11 protein-coding genes are annotated in these 16,550 nt (G+C 72.7%); 9 read left to right on the forward strand and 2 right to left on the reverse strand.

Features of this window, described 5'->3' with window-relative positions:
* The first annotated feature begins 2 nt into the window (after positions 1-2).
* Positions 3-1,115 (forward strand): histidinol-phosphate transaminase, encoded by a 1,113-nt coding sequence (gene hisC / locus G6W55_RS25440; RefSeq protein ID WP_175523154.1) that lies wholly within the window; start codon positions 3-5, stop codon positions 1,113-1,115.
* Between the two features lie 82 nt (positions 1,116-1,197).
* On the opposite strand, the gene G6W55_RS38375 is transcribed toward hisC, so the two are convergent.
* Complete coding sequence (locus tag G6W55_RS38375; RefSeq protein ID WP_030784393.1) at positions 1,198-1,422, reverse strand: tautomerase family protein; 225 nt, start codon at positions 1,420-1,422, stop codon at positions 1,198-1,200.
* Positions 1,423-1,472: 50 nt separating this feature from the next.
* On the reverse strand, positions 1,473-5,318 hold the full coding sequence (locus G6W55_RS25445; RefSeq protein ID WP_309243816.1) for an amino acid adenylation domain-containing protein: 3,846 nt from the start codon (positions 5,316-5,318) through the stop codon (positions 1,473-1,475).
* Between the two features lie 417 nt (positions 5,319-5,735).
* Between G6W55_RS25445 and G6W55_RS25450 the strand changes: the two genes are divergently transcribed.
* The 8 genes from G6W55_RS25450 (at position 5,736) to G6W55_RS25490 (ending at position 16,538) form a co-directional block, all read left to right on the forward strand.
* Complete coding sequence (locus tag G6W55_RS25450; protein WP_037874949.1) at positions 5,736-6,035, forward strand: chorismate mutase family protein; 300 nt, start codon at positions 5,736-5,738, stop codon at positions 6,033-6,035.
* Positions 6,032-8,215 carry an aminodeoxychorismate synthase component I gene (gene pabB, locus G6W55_RS25455; RefSeq protein WP_175523155.1) on the forward strand — a complete coding sequence of 728 codons (2,184 nt, stop codon included), beginning with the start codon at positions 6,032-6,034 and terminating at the stop codon, positions 8,213-8,215. The genes G6W55_RS25450 and pabB overlap by 4 nt, the downstream gene beginning before the upstream one ends.
* The gene (locus tag G6W55_RS25460; protein WP_175523156.1) at positions 8,212-9,087 is read left to right on the forward strand and encodes a prephenate dehydrogenase/arogenate dehydrogenase family protein; all 876 of its coding nucleotides are present in this window, start codon (positions 8,212-8,214) and stop codon (positions 9,085-9,087) included. Before pabB ends, G6W55_RS25460 begins: the two co-directional genes overlap by 4 nt.
* 17 nt (positions 9,088-9,104) lie before the next feature.
* Positions 9,105-10,778, forward strand: a complete 1,674-nt coding sequence (locus G6W55_RS25465; protein ID WP_175523157.1) for a class I adenylate-forming enzyme family protein — start codon at positions 9,105-9,107, stop codon at positions 10,776-10,778.
* Positions 10,775-11,398: a DsbA family protein gene (locus tag G6W55_RS25470; RefSeq protein ID WP_175523158.1), complete on the forward strand. Its 624-nt coding sequence runs from the start codon at positions 10,775-10,777 to the stop codon at positions 11,396-11,398. Before G6W55_RS25465 ends, G6W55_RS25470 begins: the two co-directional genes overlap by 4 nt.
* Positions 11,399-11,500: 102 nt before the next feature.
* Complete coding sequence (locus G6W55_RS38955; protein WP_254876438.1) at positions 11,501-14,089, forward strand: ATP-grasp domain-containing protein; 2,589 nt, start codon at positions 11,501-11,503, stop codon at positions 14,087-14,089.
* Positions 14,086-15,336: an MFS transporter gene (locus tag G6W55_RS25485; RefSeq protein WP_175523159.1), complete on the forward strand. Its 1,251-nt coding sequence runs from the start codon at positions 14,086-14,088 to the stop codon at positions 15,334-15,336. The genes G6W55_RS38955 and G6W55_RS25485 overlap by 4 nt, the downstream gene beginning before the upstream one ends.
* Positions 15,333-16,538, forward strand: coding sequence for an ATP-grasp domain-containing protein (locus G6W55_RS25490; RefSeq protein ID WP_309243817.1), 1,206 nt, complete (start codon positions 15,333-15,335; stop codon positions 16,536-16,538). Before G6W55_RS25485 ends, G6W55_RS25490 begins: the two co-directional genes overlap by 4 nt.
* Positions 16,539-16,550: the final 12 nt, after the last annotated feature.

Genomic DNA, 16,550 nt, shown 5'->3' on the forward strand with positions numbered 1-16,550 from the left:
CCGTGACCGCGAGCCCCGAGACCGCTGCGACCAGCCCTGCGACCGGACGTCAGCACGGCCCCCGTCCGCGGCCGGACCTGGACGCCCTCTCCGCCCACCGCCCCGGAAAGCCGGACTACGCCGGCTCCTTCGTCCTGGCCGCCAACGAGAACCCCTACCCGCCGCTGCCCGGCGTCCTGGAGACCGCGGTCGCCGCGGCGGGCGCCTTCAACCGCTACCCCGACATGGCCGTCGGCGAGCTGACCGCCGAGCTGGCCCGGCACTTCGGCGTCCCCGCCGAGCACCTCGCCACCGGCCCCGGCTCGGTCGGCGTCGCCCAGTCCCTGGTGCTGGCCCTGGCCGGCGAGGGCGACGAGGTCCTGTTCGCCTGGCGCTCCTTCGAGGCGTACCCGGTCATCACCAGGATCGCCGGCGCCACCCCGGTGTCCGTCCCGCTCACCGCCGACGGCGCCCACGACCTCGACGCCCTGCTCGCCGCCGTCACCGACCGCACCCGGCTGATCTTCGTCTGCAACCCCAACAACCCGACCGGCAACGCCCTGCGCCGCGCCGAGCTGGTCCGCTTCCTGGACGCAGTCCCCGCGCACGTCCTGGTCGTCCTCGACGAGGCGTACCGCGAGTTCGTCCGCGACGCCGACGTGCCCGACGGCGTCGCGCTGTACCGGGACCGCCCCAACGTCTGCGTCCTGCGCACCTTCTCCAAGGCGTACGGCCTGGCCGGGCTGCGGGTCGGCTTCGCGATCGCGCACGAGCCGGTCGCCTCCGCGCTGCGCAAGACGGCCGTCCCGTTCGGCGTCAGCCAGCTCGCCCAGGACGCCGCCGTCGCCTCGCTGCGCGTCGAGGACGCGCTGCTGGAGCGGGTGGAGTCGCTGGTCGAAGAGCGCACGCGGGTCACCGCCGGCCTGCGCGCGCAGGGCTGGACGCTCGGCGACTCCGAGGCCAACTTCGTCTGGCTGCCGCTCGGCGACCACAGCCTCGACTTCGCCGCGGCCTGCGCCGAGGCCGGCGTGGTGGTCCGCCCGTTCCCGGGCGAGGGCGTCCGCGTCTCGATCGGCGAGCCGCGCGGCAACGACGTCCTCCTGACGACCGCCGAGGTCTTCCGCAAGCGGCTCTGACCTCGCCCGCCCACGGGAGAGGCCCCGCCCGGCCGGATCGCTCCGGCCGCGCGGGGCCTCGTATGTCTCAGCGGGCCGCGGTTCAGTAGTTCGGCAGCTTGTGGAGCAGTTCGCGCCGCTCCACCACCTCCGGGCGGTAGACGCGCTCGGTCCACTCGGACGGGTCGACGGGCTCCAGTGCGATGGACACGGCGTCCTCGGTGCAGCCGAGGTTCTCCGTCAGCGCCGCGGTGATCGCGGCGACCAGACGGGCCGACTGCTCCTCGCCGACCGGGGTGGGGAAGTGCTTGATGTTGACGTGCGGCACGGTGTCTCCCTGGGGTGGTGGTCAGATGGCTCGGGTGGGGCTGCTGTCGGTCAGTGCGCGGTGTCGAGGCGGTCGGCGATCAGGCGGGCCAGTTCGTCGACGCCGGGCTCGCGCAGGACGCCGTAGTGGTCGGCGGCGAGTTCGAGGATCTCGGGCTCGGCGGCCGACCAGCCGGTGCTGTCGTCGAGGAAGGAGTAGTCGTCGCCGGACGCCTTCACGACGGTCACCGGTGCCTGGATCCGGCGGGACCGCAACTCCGTGAAGGTGTAGCGGAACTCGTAGGTCCGCCGGACCACGGCGGTGATCCGGCGGACCAACTCCGCGTCCAAGCCGTCGAATTGGGCGACCAGATGGGCGACGAAGCTCTCCTCGTCCGTGGTGGCCCGCAGACACGCCTCCAGTGCCGGGCCGGTGACGACCCCCGCGAAGACCGAGTACAGGATGGTCAGATAGGCCGGGTCGGTGTACGAGGCGCGGCCGCCGCCCGCCGTGCCGAGCCTCGGTGAGCCCGGGGCGATCAGGAACAGCCGGTCCACGCGGCGGCCGTCGCGCTCCAGCAGATGTGCCGTCTCGAAGGCGACGCGCGCGCCGAAGGAGTAGCCGCACAGCGTGTACGGGCCGTCCGGCTGGGCCTCGGTGACGGCCTCCACGTCCCGTGCCGCCATCTCGGCGATGGTGGCGTACGGTTCCTCGCCCGCGTTGACGCCGTGGGCCTGGATGCCGAGGAACGGCCGGCCGGTGTCGAGCCGGCGGGCCAGCGGACGCAGGTTCATCGGATAGCCGCCGAGGCCCGGCCAGCAGTACACCGGCCGGCCGGAGCGGGCGGCGCCCAGCGGCACCAGGCGGGAGGCGGAGGCGCCCCGCAGCCCGTCGACCCGCCGGGCCAGCTCCTCGATGGTCGGCGACTCGAACAGCACCTGCATCGGCAGCGCGCAGCCGAACCGGCGGTTGACGCGGTGCACCAGCCCGACCGCGACGAGGGAGTTGCCGCCGCACTCGAAGAAGTCGTCCCGCACGGAGGCGGCCCGCTGCCCCGTCCCGGCCTGCCACAGCTCGCGGACGATCCGCTCGGTGGTGGTCCGCGGCGCGACGAAGGGCCGCTCGCCGGCCGTGAAGTCCGTCTCCGGCGCCGCCTCCAGCGCCCGCAGGTCGACCTTGCCGTTGGCGGTCAGCGGCAGCCGGTCCATGACCACCAGACGGTTGGGCACCATGTAGTCGGGCAGCAGCTCCACCAGGTCGGCCCTGATCATCTCGGTCGGCCCCTGCATGTGCACGCTGTCCTCGCGCATGCCCTCGTGGGCGAGCTGCTCGGCGCTGACCCGGCCGCCGACGAAGAAGTACGACGGTCCGGTGGGCCGCCCGCAGGCGCTCAGCACGGCCTCCATCCGCCGGGCGGCGGGCAGGTCGTGGCCGCTCCTGGAGCTGTATCCGGAGGACATGAACCCGAAGCCGGCGCCGTTCATCTGGAGCCGCTGGAGCCGGCGTCCCAGGTCCAGGTAGGAGTGCGGGTGCTCAGGGCCGGGGCTGACCAGCGTGACGCCGAACGCGGCGCGCTCGTAGACCTGTTGGTTGATCGCGATCACATGCCGTTTGAGCACCAGCTCGTCCGCGATCCGCTCCAGCGTCCCGCCGGCGTAGCGGTACTGGCCGGCCATCATGCCGGGCACCCGGCCGGGGTGGATCTGCACGTACACGTCCACGGGGACGTCGGGGCGGTCGGCGCGGTACGGGACCAGGTCGAAGGCCCCGAGGTAGTGGTCCTCCTCGGCGCAGTGCAGCCGGTGCATCGCCGCGGGCGTGTACGGGGCCGCGGCGACGTCCAGACCGTACGCGGGGAGCACCTCCTCCAGCAGGCCGGCCATGTGTCCGGCCTCGATCTCCAGCACTTCCCGGATGTTGTTGCGGTACACCGGCTCGATCGCCCGCCGCCGGCCCGCGAAGTGGAACCGGACACCGGGCTCGCCGTCCCCTCCGTCCCCGGCCTCGATCAGGTACAGCCGGTGCTCCACCGGGTGGTGGTACCAGTGGCCGGGAGCGAGCCCCGCGCAGCCGTCCGGGCCGGTGACCTCCAGGTAGAGCTGGGCGGCGTACAGCGAGCCGGGGGAGGCGTACCCGTACTTGGGCAGCAGCCGCTCGTCGCTGGTGAACTGGCCGAAGTAGCGCAGGGCGGCGCCGAGTTCGGCCGCCGTCAGATGTTCGGGCCGGCGCGGGGCGGCGCCCGGCGTGCGGGCGGCGAGCAGGGCGAGCAGGTCGTCGGGGCGGGTGTCGCCGCCGTCGTAGAAGCGGTAGGTCTTGCGGGCGAACACCCGGCGGCGCTGTGCGGCGGTGGGGGTGCGGCCGGGGAGGTCGACGCGGCGGCGGCCGGCCAGATCGGCGGTGTCGCGACAGCCGCCGTCGGAGAGCTGGGCGCGCACCTGGAACCGGCCGGACTTGGAGACATGGTGCCGGTCGTGGTTGCCCTGGTCCATCAAGGCGGCCTCGCGCGGGCTGAGTTCGACGCAGGCCACGAGGTTCTGGTGGCCGGTCGCCGGATCGTCCTTGACCAGGACGGCGGCGTTCCTGACCCAGTCGTGGGCCTCGACGGCGAGCCGTATCTCGTCCAGTTCGACCCGGTAGCCGCGCAGCTTGACCTGCCGGTCCACGCGGCCGCCGAACCGGTAGGCGCCGTCCTCCCGGTGGACCAGGTCGCCGGTGCGGTACAGCACGGCGTGCCCGGGGTCGGTGGAGAACGGGTTGTCCAGGAAGCGTTCGGCGGTCAGATCGGGGCGGTGCAGATAGCCGCGGGCGACCTGCACACCGCTGATGTACAGCTCGCCGGTCGCGCCGGGGGCGACCGGTCGCATCCGCTCGTCCAGCACATGGAAGGCCAGACCGTCCACGGGCGTGCCGATCGGGACGCCGGACGGGCCGCCGGCGACCGGCGAGGGGTCCACGGTGCAGGCGGAGGCGTTGATGGTGCACTCGGTGGGCCCGTAGAGGTTGACCAGTTCGCACTTGCCCAGGGTCTCCGTGAAGCGCTGCGCGAGCCGCCGGGACAGTGCCTCCCCGCCGCAGAACACCTGGGTCAGCGAGTCGCAGGCGGGCAGCCGGTCGGTGTCGAGGAGCGCCTGGAGCAGGGTCGGCACGCACTGGAGGGCGGTCACGCCGTGCCGGACGACGGTGTCGACCAGGGCCTCGGGGTCGCGGTAGGCGCCGGGCCCGGCCAGCACGATCCGGCTGCCGACGCACGGCGCCAGGATCTCCCACTGGGCGGCGTCGAAGCTCATCGGCGTCTTCTGGAGCACGGTGGTGGACGGGCCGAGCCCGTACGTCCGGGCCAGCCAGCGCATCTGGTGCACGATGCCGCGGTGCTCGACCATCACACCCTTGGGCCGGCCGGTGCTGCCCGAGGTGTGGATGACGTAGGCGAGGTCGCCCGGCGCGGGGGCGGCGTCCGCGGCGCCTGAACCGGTGGTCGTGTCGGCCGGGGTGAGGAGTGTGGTGCCGGGTGGCACGAGGGCGGTGAGCCGGTCCCGGAGCGGCTCCTCGGTGAGCACCACCGAGACACGGGAGTCCTCGGCCGTCGCGCGGATCCGCTCGTCCGGGTAGTCCGGCGAGAGGGGAAGGTAGGCGGCGCCGGCGAACAGGACACCCCAGACCGCGACCGTCAGGGCGGCGCAGGGTTCGAGGAAGACGCCGACGCAGTCGTCGCGGCCCAGTCCTCGGCCGCGCAGCGTGGCCGCCAGCCCGGTGGCCCGCGCGACGAGTTCCGCGAAGGTGAGGGTCTCCTCCCGGTACTCCACCGCTATGGCGTCGGGGCGTGTCCGGGCCTGTGCCGAAAGGAGATCGACAAGGCTCGGTGATCCGTCCGTTCCGCGCTCCGGAGCCACCGGGCCGTGCTCGGTCAGAATTTCCACGACATCCCCCGTTCGAATGAATTCCCATGCGCCGAACAAATCGACACTATGAGTTCATCCGGATCTTTTTGGCAAGCGACCGGGTGCCCGGTGTCCGATTGACCGCCCGAGCATGCCGGGACGCATTTCTACAAATGGGGCGAGAAGCTGCGGGTGTCAGCCGCCGACGGCGACCGCTCCTGGCCGGTTCCGGGCCCCGAGAGCCCGCATCGAGCCTCTTCAGCCGCCTCCGGAGAGGATGTTTTGTCCGGTTAAAGACCGTCATGAACCCCGGAATTTCGCGCACTGCGTCGATCCGAACCATCGCGAACGTGGCACCGGCGAGAGGCGGGAGGCAGAGTCGGGACTGTCCTCGGGGTGCCGGCCGAGGCATTTCCGGCGCTTTCGAGAAGAGGCGCCTGACAAAGGGGGAGAACCGTGCTGGATAGTCCGTCCGATGACGGGCTCGAAATTCTTCGGGCGAAGCTCGACGGTATCGACAAGCGTTTCCTCGAGGAACTCCGCGCCCGTATCGAGACCTGTGTGGAAATCGCGCACTACAAGCGCGAGAACGACGTCCGCATGATGCAGCCGCACCGGATCAGGATCGTCCAGGAGCGCGCCGCCCGGTTCGGCGACGAGCACGGGATCAGCCAGGACTTCCTGCGCCGGCTCTACGACCTGATCATCGAGGAGACCTGCCGGGTGGAGGACGTGGTCATCGGGGCCGCGCCATGAGAACCCTGCTGATCGACAACTACGACTCCTTCACCTACAACCTCTACCAACTGCTCGGCGAGACCAACGGCCGCCCGCCCGTGGTGGTGAAGAACGGCACGGACTTCGCCGACCTGCGCTTCGAGGACTTCGACGCGATCGTGATCTCCCCCGGGCCGGGCCGCCCCGACCGCGAGCGGGACTTCGGCATCAGCCGGCGCGCGATCCTGGAGAGCGGTCTGCCGGTGCTCGGCGTCTGCCTCGGCCACCAGGGCATCTGCCATCTCTTCGGCGGCGAGGTCGGCCACGCGCCGGAGCCGATGCACGGCCGCGTGTGCCCGGTGCGCCACACCGGCACCGACATCTTCGCCGGCCTGCCCAGCCCGTACGACGTGGTCCGCTACCACTCGCTCGCGGCCGCCCGGCTCCCCGACGAACTCGAAGCCGTCGCCTGGACCGAGGACGGCGTCGTGATGGGGGTGCGGCACCGCACCCGGCCGATCTGGGGCGTCCAGTTCCACCCGGAGTCCATCAGCAGCCAGTACGGCCGTGAACTGCTCGCCAACTTCCGCGACCTGGCGCTGGCCCACCACGCCGAGCGGCGCCGCGAGCCGCGCTACACGGTGCATGTGCGCCGGGTGGAGGCCGAGCCGCAGGCAGAGGCCGCGTACCGGGAGCTGTTCGCCGGTCACGACACCGCGTTCTGGCTGGACAGCAGCAGTGTCATCGACGGGCTGTCCCGGTTCAGCTTCCTCGGCGACGGCTCCGGCCCGCTGGCCGAGTACGTGACCTACCGGGTCGAGGACGGCGTCGTCCGGATCACCCGGCCCGGCGGCTCCGACGACGCCGACGAACTCGTCCAGCAGGGCTTCTTCGACTATCTGGACGAGCAGATGCGCGTCCGCGCCGTCCCCCGGCCGGAGGGGCTGCCGTTCGACTTCAACCTCGGCTATGTCGGCTATCTCGGCTACGAGTTGAAGGCCGAGGCGGGTGCCCGCGCCGCGCACAAGGCGGAGACCCCGGACGCCGCCGTGCTGTTCGCCGACCGGATGCTCGCGCTCGACCACGCCGAGGGCGCCGCCTATCTGCTGGCCCTGTCCGAGGGCGGGGACCACACCGCCGCCGTCGCCTGGCTCGACCGCGCCGAGGCCGCCGTACGGGCCCTGCCCCGGGCCGGTGGCGAACCGCGCGGCGAGGCGGCCGGTTTCCGCGGCGTCGGCATGACCGACCCGGAGGCCGCGCCGATCGTCGCACCGCGCCACGACAAGCGGGCCTACCTGGACCGGATCGCCGAGAGCCTGGAGGAGATCCGCGACGGCGAGACCTACGAGGTGTGTCTGACCAACGCGGTCGAACTCAAGGCCAGGATCGACCCGTTGACCACGTACGCGCATCTGCGGAAGATCTCGCCCGTGCCGTACGGCGCGCTGCTCGACTTCCCCGGGGTGGCGGTGCTCAGCGCCTCGCCGGAACGGTTCCTCACCATCGGCGCCGACCGGGTCGCCGAGTCCAAGCCGATCAAGGGCACCCGGCCCCGCGGGGCCACCCCGGCCGAGGACGCGGCGCTGCGCGAGGACCTGCTCTCCCAGGAGAAGGACCGCGCCGAGAACCTGATGATCGTCGATCTGATCCGCAACGACCTGAACGTGGTCTGCGAGGTCGGCTCGGTGCACGTGCCGTCCCTGTTCCACGTCGAGACGTACGCGCCGGTGCACCAACTGGTCTCCACCATCCGCGGCACCCTGCGGCCCGGGGAGTCGGCGGTGTCCTGCGTGCGGGCGGCCTTCCCGGGCGGATCGATGACCGGCGCCCCCAAGCTGCGCACGATGGAGATCATCGACCGGCTGGAGGACGGCGCCCGCGGCGTCTACTCCGGCTCGATCGGCTGGTTCTCGCTGAGCGGCGCGGCCGATCTGAACATCGTCATCCGCACCCTGGTGGCGACCGAGGACCGGCTCGGCTTCGGCGTCGGCGGGGCGATCATCGCCCTGTCGGACCCGGAGGAGGAGTACACGGAGACGGCCGTGAAATCGCGTGCCGTGGTCTCCGCGGTCCTCGCCACCGCGCTGGAACCGGCCGCCCACGCCACCGAGCCGGAACCGGCCGCCCACGCCACCGAGCCGGAGCCTGCGGTCCTCGACGGCGCGCCCCAGCCCGTGGTCCTCGCCGCCGTGCCGGGACCCGCGGGGAGCCGGCCGTGATCCGGCGCTGTGTCGTGGTCGGCGGCGCGGGCGCGGTGGGCCGGCTGTTCGCCGAACGGCTGCTGGCCGGCGGTGCCCGGGTGGCGGTGGCCGACACCGTCGGACCGGGCGCCGAACCCGCGGGCACCCACTACGTGCGCGGAGACATCACCTCCCTCGGCGCACGGCTGGAGGCCGACCTCGGCCACGCCGACCTGGTGGTGCTCGCGGTGCCGGACGCCGTCGCGCTGGCCGCCGTTCCCGGCCTGGCCGGGGTGCTGCGGCCGGACGCGCTGCTGGTGGACACCCTGTCCGTCAAGCAGCCCGTCACCGCGGCCGTCCGGGCCCACGCCCCGGACGTGCAGGCGGTCGGCCTGAACCCGATGTTCGCCCCGGACCTCGGCTTCGAGGGCCGGCCGGTGGCGGCCGTCGTCGTCAACGACGGGCCCCAGGTCGGCGGCCTGCTGGACCTGGTCGGCACCTGGGGCGCCCGGGTGGTGACGATGGACGCGGCCGAGCACGACCGGCTGGCCGCCGTCTCCCAGGCGCTCACCCACGCCGCCGTCCTCGGCTTCGGCCTCGCCCTGAACCGGCTCGGCCCCGACCTGGCGAGGATCCGCGAGACCGCCCCGCCCCCGCATCAGGCGCTGCTCGCCCTGCTGGCCCGGATCAGCTCCGGCGCGCCCGCCGTCTACCGGGACGTCCAGGCCGCCAACCCGGAGGCGGCGGCGGCGCGCAAGGAACTCGCCGAGGGCCTGCGCCTCCTCACCGACCTGGTGGAGCACGGCTCCGAGGGGGAGTTCGCCGCCGTCCTCGGACAGCTCCGGGACGGACTGGGCGAGCACGCCCCGCACTACCGCGACCTGTGCGCGCGGATGTTCACCTCACTCTGACAAGGAAGATGCATCCCATGGCAACGTTCGCCGCGACCGTCCTCGACCCGACGCAGCGTGAGCAGCTCGCCGCCGACACCACGGTGGGCGGTGGCAACCTCCTGCGGTCGGCCATCGCCGCCAACCCCCGCCCCGAGCTGCCGTTCGTCCACTCCTACCGGGCGATCACCACCACCTCGGGCGAGGAGACCCACGACCTCAGCCTGAACGACATCGACGCGCTCGCGCAGAGCTGGTCGGCGTACTACCTGGCCCAGGGCGTGTCCCGGGGCGACCGGGTCGCCGTCTGGTTCGAGGACTCCTTCGCGTACTCGGTGCACTACTACGCCATCGCGCAGATCGGCGCGGTCGCCGTGCTGATCAACAGCAACGCCACCGGCCCGATCGCCCAGTCGCTGCTGGAGCAGACCGCTCCCGTCGGCCTGTACGCGGACCGGGAGCGGCTCGCGCTGATCGACACCGCGCATCTGCCCGGCCTCGCCTGGACCGTCACCGCCGAGGAGCTGCCCGCGCCGCCGGCCGCCCGTCTTGCCGACGGCGACTACTGGAAGCACCACGCGGACGACCCGGTCGTGATCCTGCACTCCTCCGGGACCACCGGCCGCCCCAAGCCGACCATCCACACCCACAGCACGATCGTGGCCGGCCCCAAGTTCCGTCTGGTGGACCACACCGAGACGCCCGGCGCGCTGATGATGACCGCGCTGCCCCAGTCCCACCTGGGATGCGTCGCCTACACCACGTACGCGGTGCTCGGCGGTACGCCGATCGTGGCGCTCAGCGACCGCAAGGGCGACGAACTGGCCGCCGCCGTGGAGAAGTACCGGCCGACCTCCGTGATGTCCTTTGCGCACGGCTACGCCGAACTGGCCTCCGCCGATCTGAAGCCGGGTCAGCTCGACTCCGTGCAGGTGTGGGTGTCGATCGGCGACGCGGTCCACCGCGCGCACATCGACAAGGTGCTGTCGAACCGCAGCGCCGACCTGCCCCCGTCGGCGTTCTTCGACCGCCTGGGCACCACCGAGCTGGGCTGGGGCTGTCTGCTCCAGGTCCACACCGTGGACAACAAGCCGAAGGACCGCTGTGCCGGCAAGCCGGTCGGCGTCGCCGAGGTGGCGATCCTGCGCCCCGACGGCTCGATCGCCGACACCGACGAGGTCGGCTACCTCGCGGCCCGCGGTCCGGCGGTGACGCCCGGCTACTGGGGCGACTCGGCCACCACGTACTCCTTCAAGCTGTCCGGCTACTGGATGCCCGGCGACATGGCGTACCGGGACGGGAACGGCGACTTCTACCTGGTGGACCGGGCGGCCGACGCCATCCAGACCGCCGGCGGGACCGGTTACTCGGTCTTCATGGAGGAGGTCGTGCTGCTCCAGGTGCCCGACGTCGAGGACGTCGCGGTGGTGGCCGGCCGGGACGGCGACACCGTCGTGCCGGTCGCGGTCGTCACCTCCGAGTCCGCGGACCCGGAGAAGCTGCTGCTCCTCGCCAACGAGGCGCTGCGTGCGGCCGGTCACCCGGAGCTGGGTTTCCTGGAGATCGCGGCCTCGGAGGAGGACTTCCCGGTGGGGGTCACCGGAAAGGTGCTGAAGCGTCAACTCCGTGAGAAGTACGCTGCATTGTCCGAGTACCGTCAGTCGGCGGAGGGCAAGTCCTTCGCCGCAGTCACCACCGGAGACACCGCGTGAGCGACAGCAGCACCCAGACCGCGAAGGTCGACTTCTACTTCGACCCCGCGTGCCCCTTCGCGTGGATCACCTCCCGCTGGATGCTGGAGGTGGAGGCGCTGCGCGAGATCGAGCTGCGCTTCCACGTGATGAGCCTGTACTTCCACAACGAGGGCAACGAGCTCCCGGACTGGTACCGCACACTCGTCGACAAGTCGATCGGCCCGGTCCGGGTGGCCGCGGCGGCGGCCGCCGCGCACGGCCCCGACGTGCTGCGGGACCTCTACACCGCGTACGGGATCCGGATCCACGAGAAGAAGATGACGGACTTCGACGAAGTCGTCACCGAATCCCTCGCCGAGCTGGGCCTGCCCGCGGAACTGGCCGCCGCGGCCCACGACCCCTCCTACGACGAGGCCGTACGGGCCAGCCACGACGCCGGCCAGGACCCCGAGGCCGGGGGGTACGTCGGCACGCCGACGATCCACGTGGACGGCACCGCCTGGTTCGGTCCGGTGCTCCGCGCCATCCCGCGTGGGGAGAAGGCCGCCGAACTCTTCGACAGCTTCCGGGTGCTGGCCAACCACCCCGACCTGTTCGAGCTGAAGCGCACCCGCACCGGCGGCCTCGACTACAGCTAGCCAGGCCCGCGGTACCCCTGTGCGAACCGCTCCCGTCCGGGGGCGGTTCGCACCCATGCGAACCGACGGACACACAGTGCGAACGGACGGACACACAGACTGATGGACGACACACAGACGGCACCCGGGCCGCGGCCGGACGCCTTCATACTCACCGGGTCGTTCCTGGTGGTCTGCCGGGCGCCGCTCTACCTGGCGGAACTGGCCCGCCGCGGCCTGAAGATCCTGCTGATCACCCCCTCCTACTGGCGCGAGGACGCCCTCGCCGCCGCCAAGGACCCCGACCATCCCGCGTACGTCATCGACGAGGTCGCCTTCGTCGACGGCGACGTCAGCCGCGACAACTCCTATCTGCCCGGCGTCCTCTCGGCCGCCCGGCGGTGGCGCGACGAGTACCGCGTCGTCGGCGCCTACGCGGTCGGTGAGACCCAGGTCGAGCCGACCGGTCTGCTCGCCGACGCCCTCGGGCTGCGCACCCCGGGCCTGCGGGCCACCCGGGCCTGCCGCAGCAAGTACCTCCAGCGCTGGTACCTCCCGGAGTTCAGCCCGGTGTCGCTGACCGTGCCGCCCGAGAGCCGCGCGTCCTTCGACCCGGCCGCCGTGCGCTACCCGGCGGTGGTCAAGCCCACCGGCCGGCACTCCAGCTCGGGCGTCGAGACGGTGACGGGACCGGACGCCCTGCCGGCGCTGCTGGCCTCCTACCCCGACCACGAGACCGTCCTCGTCGAGGAGAAGGTCGAGGGCCAGGAGTACTCCGTGGAGAGCCTGGTGCAGGACGGCCGGATCGTCTTCGGCTCGGCCACCCGCAAGGCCACCACCGACTCCCACGACCACACCTTCGTGGAGCTGTCGCACACCGTGCCCAGCGACCGGCCCGAGGCCGACGAGGTGCTGCTCGACGCCAACCGGCGCATGCTCCAGGCGCTCGGCTTCCAGGACGGCGTCGCCCACGCCGAGTGGCGCATCGGCGCCGACGGCCGCGCCTACCTGATGGAGGTCGCCGCCCGCACCCCAGGCGACGGCCTGTGCATCCTCTACGAACTCGCCACCGGCGCGCCGCTGGAGCCGGAGATCGTACGGATCGCGCTCGGCGAACCGGCCTCCTACCCCAAGCCGTCCCGGGTCGCCCGCCAGGTATACCTGGAGCATGTGCCCGGCGTGCTGACCGACGTCCGGGTGAGCGGCTTCGACGTGGAGCCGGTGTGGGTCGGCGAGGGCGGACTGTGGCCCGCCGTCGGGCCGTCCGCGCCCGCCGACCCGCCGACCCTGCGCACGGTCCTGGTGCACCACGACCGCGGCACCGAACTGGGGCCGCTGCGCAGCTCCGAGGACCGGGCCGTGTCCTTCTTCATCGACGCCCCGACCGTCGCCGAACTGGACGAGCTGGAGGCCAGGGTGCGGCGGGCCGTCACCGTCCACACCGTCCCGGCGGTCCCGGACACCGTGACGCACGTCCTGGTCGGCTACAGCCCCGTCATGCTCGCCAAGCTGGACGAGCACCTGCCGGCCGGCTCGGTGCTGGTCCTGGAGGAGCCCGCCGTCATCGAGGCCCGCGGCATCACCGCGCTCGCCGACCGCCACCCCTGCGTGGCCGCCCTGTTCCCGGCGCCCAGCCAGAACGAGGCCGACCCCCGGCGCGCCGTCGAGACCGTGCCCCGCCCCGCGGGCGTACGCGCCGTGGTCCCCGTGGTCGAGTACGGCGTCGTGGTCGCCGCCGCGCTCGCCGACGCCTGGGGTCTGCCCGGCGCGGGCCCCGAGGCGGCCCGGGTCCTGCGCGACAAGGGCCTGCTGCGCGCCGCCCTGGCCGGCAGCGGCATCGCCCAGCCCGACTGGGCCGTGGCCGAACACGCCGAGCAGGTCGCCGGCTTCCGCGCCGCGCACGGCGGACGGTGCGTGCTCAAGCCGGCCAACCGCCAGGCCAGCCTGGGCGTACGGCTGCTCGGCCCCGAGGACGACATCGCCGCGGCGTGGGCCGGCACCACCGCCGCCGACGAGCCGACGCTGCGCGCCCCCTACGAGGACACCGCCCGCTATCTGGTCGAACAGCGGCTGTCCGGTCCCGAGGTGAGCGTCGAGGCCGTCGTCCACGAGGGCGAGGTCGGCTTCACCAACATCACCGCCAAACTGGTCCAGGACAACGGCCACCCCGTCGAGACCGGCCACACCGTGCCCGCCGGACTGCCGCAGCCGCTCGCGGACGCCCTGCGCGAGGCCGTGACCCGGCTGGTGGACACCGTCGGCTTCCGCTCCGGCGTGCTGCACTCCGAGTGGATCCTGGCCGACGGCACCCCGCACCTCGTCGAGTGCGCCGGCCGGCTGCCCGGCGGCGGCATCACCGTCCTGATCGACCTGGCCTACGACACCGACATCCTGCGCAACCTGCTGCACGTGCTCACCGGCACCGGCCCCGTCGGCCCCCTGACCGCCGCCCGCGCCGCCGCCGTACGGTTCCTGATCGCCCGCCCCGGCCCGGTGGAGTCCGTGACCGGCGCCGACGAGGCGAGGGCCGCGCCCGGCGTCACCGAACTGCATCTCTCGGTGGCCCCCGGCTCCACCGTCCGCTCCGTCACCAGCTCCTGGGAGCGGGCCGGACTCGTCATCGCCACCGGCGCGGACGCCGTCGAGGCGGGCCGCCGGGCGGAACACGCCCTGTCCCTGATCGACGTGCGCACCGGGGGAGGCGCGCGATGAAGCTGCCCTCCCCGAGGGAGTACATACCGGCCACCGCGGCCGGGCGCTCCTTCGCCGTCACCTCGCTGATCAACGCCATCGGCACCGGCCTGTACCTGGCCGGCTCCGCGGTGTTCTTCGTCCGCAGCGTCGGTCTGACGGCCACTCAGGTCGGCCTGGGACTCGCGGTGTCCGGCGTCGTCGGCTTCCTCACCACCGTGCCTATCGGCGCGCTCGCCGACCGGTTCGGCGCCAAACCCACCCTGGTGGTGCTCCAGTTGTGGCGGGCCGGCGGCTTCGTCGCCCTGGCCTTCGCCGAGGGCATGGTGAGCTTCACCGTGGTCTCCTGCTGCCTGGCCGCCGCGGAGGCCGCCACCCAGCCGATGACCCAGGCGGTCGCCTCCGCCACCACCGAGGGCACCGACCGCACCCGCACCATGGCGATCATCCGCACGGTGCGCAACGTCGGCTTCTCGCTGGGCGCCCTGCTGGCCGCACCCCTGCTGGCCGCCGACCGGGTCTGGACGTACCGGGGCATCGTGCTCGGCACCGCCGCGGCGTTCGTGGTGTCCGCCGCGATGCTGTCCCGGGTGCGCACCGCCACCGCGGCCACCGTGCAGAAGAAGGTCAACCCGCTCGCCGCGCTGCGCGACTTCCGCGACTGGCGGTATCTGCTGCTGACCGCCCTCAACGGGGTGCTCAACCTGCACACCACCATCCTGTCCGTCGGTCTGTCGCTGTGGGCGCTCCAGGCCACCGAGGTGTCCGCCGGGTTCCTGCCGGTGCTGATCCTGATCAACACCCTGATGTCGATCGTGCTCCAGGTGCCGATCTCCCGGCTGGTGGACCGCGAGGGCGGCGCCGAACGCGCCCTGCGACTGGGCGGGTTGGCGCTCACCGCCTGCTGTCTGGCGCTCGCCGCGGCCGGCGCCCCGTCCTCGGCGGCGGTCGCCGGGGCGGTCCTGCTCGCGGCCTGTGTGCTGCTCACCTTCGGCGAGATGTGGCAGGCCGTCGGCGGCTGGGAACTGAGCTACGACTTCGCCCCCGAGGACCGCAAGGGCGTCTACCTGTCGGTGTTCAGCCTCGGCAACACCGGCCAGCGCATCGTCGGCCCGGCGCTGATCACCGGCGGCGTCCTCGCGGCCGGCCCGGCCGGCTGGATCGCCCTCGGGGCGGTCCTCGGCCTCGCCGGGCTGCTGGTCACGCCCGTCACCCGCATGCTGCGCGGCGTCGCGCCGGCTCCCGTGGAGAAGGAGGTGGCGCCGTGAGCGCCCCCAAGGATCTGTTGGTCGTCGGCGTCGGCACGATGGGCCGCCCCTACCTGGAGGCCGCGGCCCGCCTCGGCCTGCGGGTACGCGCCGTGGAGGCCGCGGCCGGCTGGGAGAACCGGCCCGTCGATCTCGCCGAGAGCTTCTACCGGGTCGACGGCCACGAGGAGGAGGACTGGACGGCGGCCGTCGCCCGCGCCGTCGCCGACCGCGTACCGGACGGTGTGGTCTCCTTCGCCGAACCGCACGTCCTGGCCGGCGCGCTGGCACAGGAGCGGCTGGGCCTGCCCGGACCGTCGCTGCACGCCGCGGTGATCTCCCGCAACAAGGCGTTGCAGCGCGCCGTTTTCGCCGCCCACGGCGTCCCGCAGCCCGAGCACCTGCTCGTGCCGGACGTGGCCGAGGCCCGCACCTGGATGCTGGAACGGCTCCCCGTCGTGGTCAAGCCGCTCACCCGGGCCGGCAGCGAGGGCGTCGAACTCGTCCGCACCCCCGAAGAGGCCGCCGAGATCGTCGCCCGCCGCTCCGGCGAGGGCAAGGTCCTGGTCGAAGAGGCCGTCCAGGGACCGGAGTTCAGCGTGGAGGCCCTGGTCCGCGACGGCGAGGTGCTCTTCGAGAACGTCACCGCCAAGGACACCACCCCGCCGCCGTACTTCGTCGAACTCACCCACCGCTGCGCCCACCGCTTCGAGGACGACGAACTGGCCGCCCAGGTCGACGCGTTGACCCACGGCGTGCTGAACGCCATCGGCATGCGCACCGGCCTGGTCCACCTGGAGTTCAAGGTCGGCCGCAACGGACCGGCGCTCATGGAGATCGCCGTGCGCACCCCGGGCGACTATCTGCCCGACGCGGTCGGCCTCGCCTACGGCTTCGACCTGTACGAGGCCGTGATCAGGCTGGCGCTCGGACTGCCCGTCGACGAGCTGATCCGCACCGATCCGGTCTCCTGGCCCGCCACCCACTTCCCGACTGCCGCCCCCGGCACGATCACCGCGATCTCGGGCGCCGAGGAGATCCTCGCCCACCCGTCGGTCGTCCGGGTCCGGCTGCGCAAGAAGCCCGGCGACACCGTCCTGCCGCTGACGTCCTCCTCCCGGCGGATGGGCCATGTGCTCGTCGACGCGCCCTCCCCGACCGAACGCGAGGACGCGCTGAAGCACGTACGGGAAACCCTGAACATCACCACCGAGCAGCACTGAGCCCCGAGGTAT

Source organism: Streptomyces sp. CAI-85, assembly GCF_013363615.1.
Classification (GTDB): Bacteria; Actinomycetota; Actinomycetes; order Streptomycetales; family Streptomycetaceae; genus Streptomyces; species Streptomyces antibioticus_B.

Bases quoted from the DNA above. Each gene is read 5' to 3' on its own strand.
- pabB (WP_175523155.1), top strand. From the start codon at position 6,032: ATGAGAACCCTGCTGATCGACAACTACGACTCCTTCACCTACAACCTC.
- G6W55_RS25465 (WP_175523157.1), top strand. From the start codon at position 9,105: ATGGCAACGTTCGCCGCGACCGTCCTCGACCCGACGCAGCGTGAGCAG.
- G6W55_RS38955 (WP_254876438.1), top strand. From the start codon at position 11,501: ATGGACGACACACAGACGGCACCCGGGCCGCGGCCGGACGCCTTCATA.
- G6W55_RS25485 (WP_175523159.1), top strand. From the start codon at position 14,086: ATGAAGCTGCCCTCCCCGAGGGAGTACATACCGGCCACCGCGGCCGGG.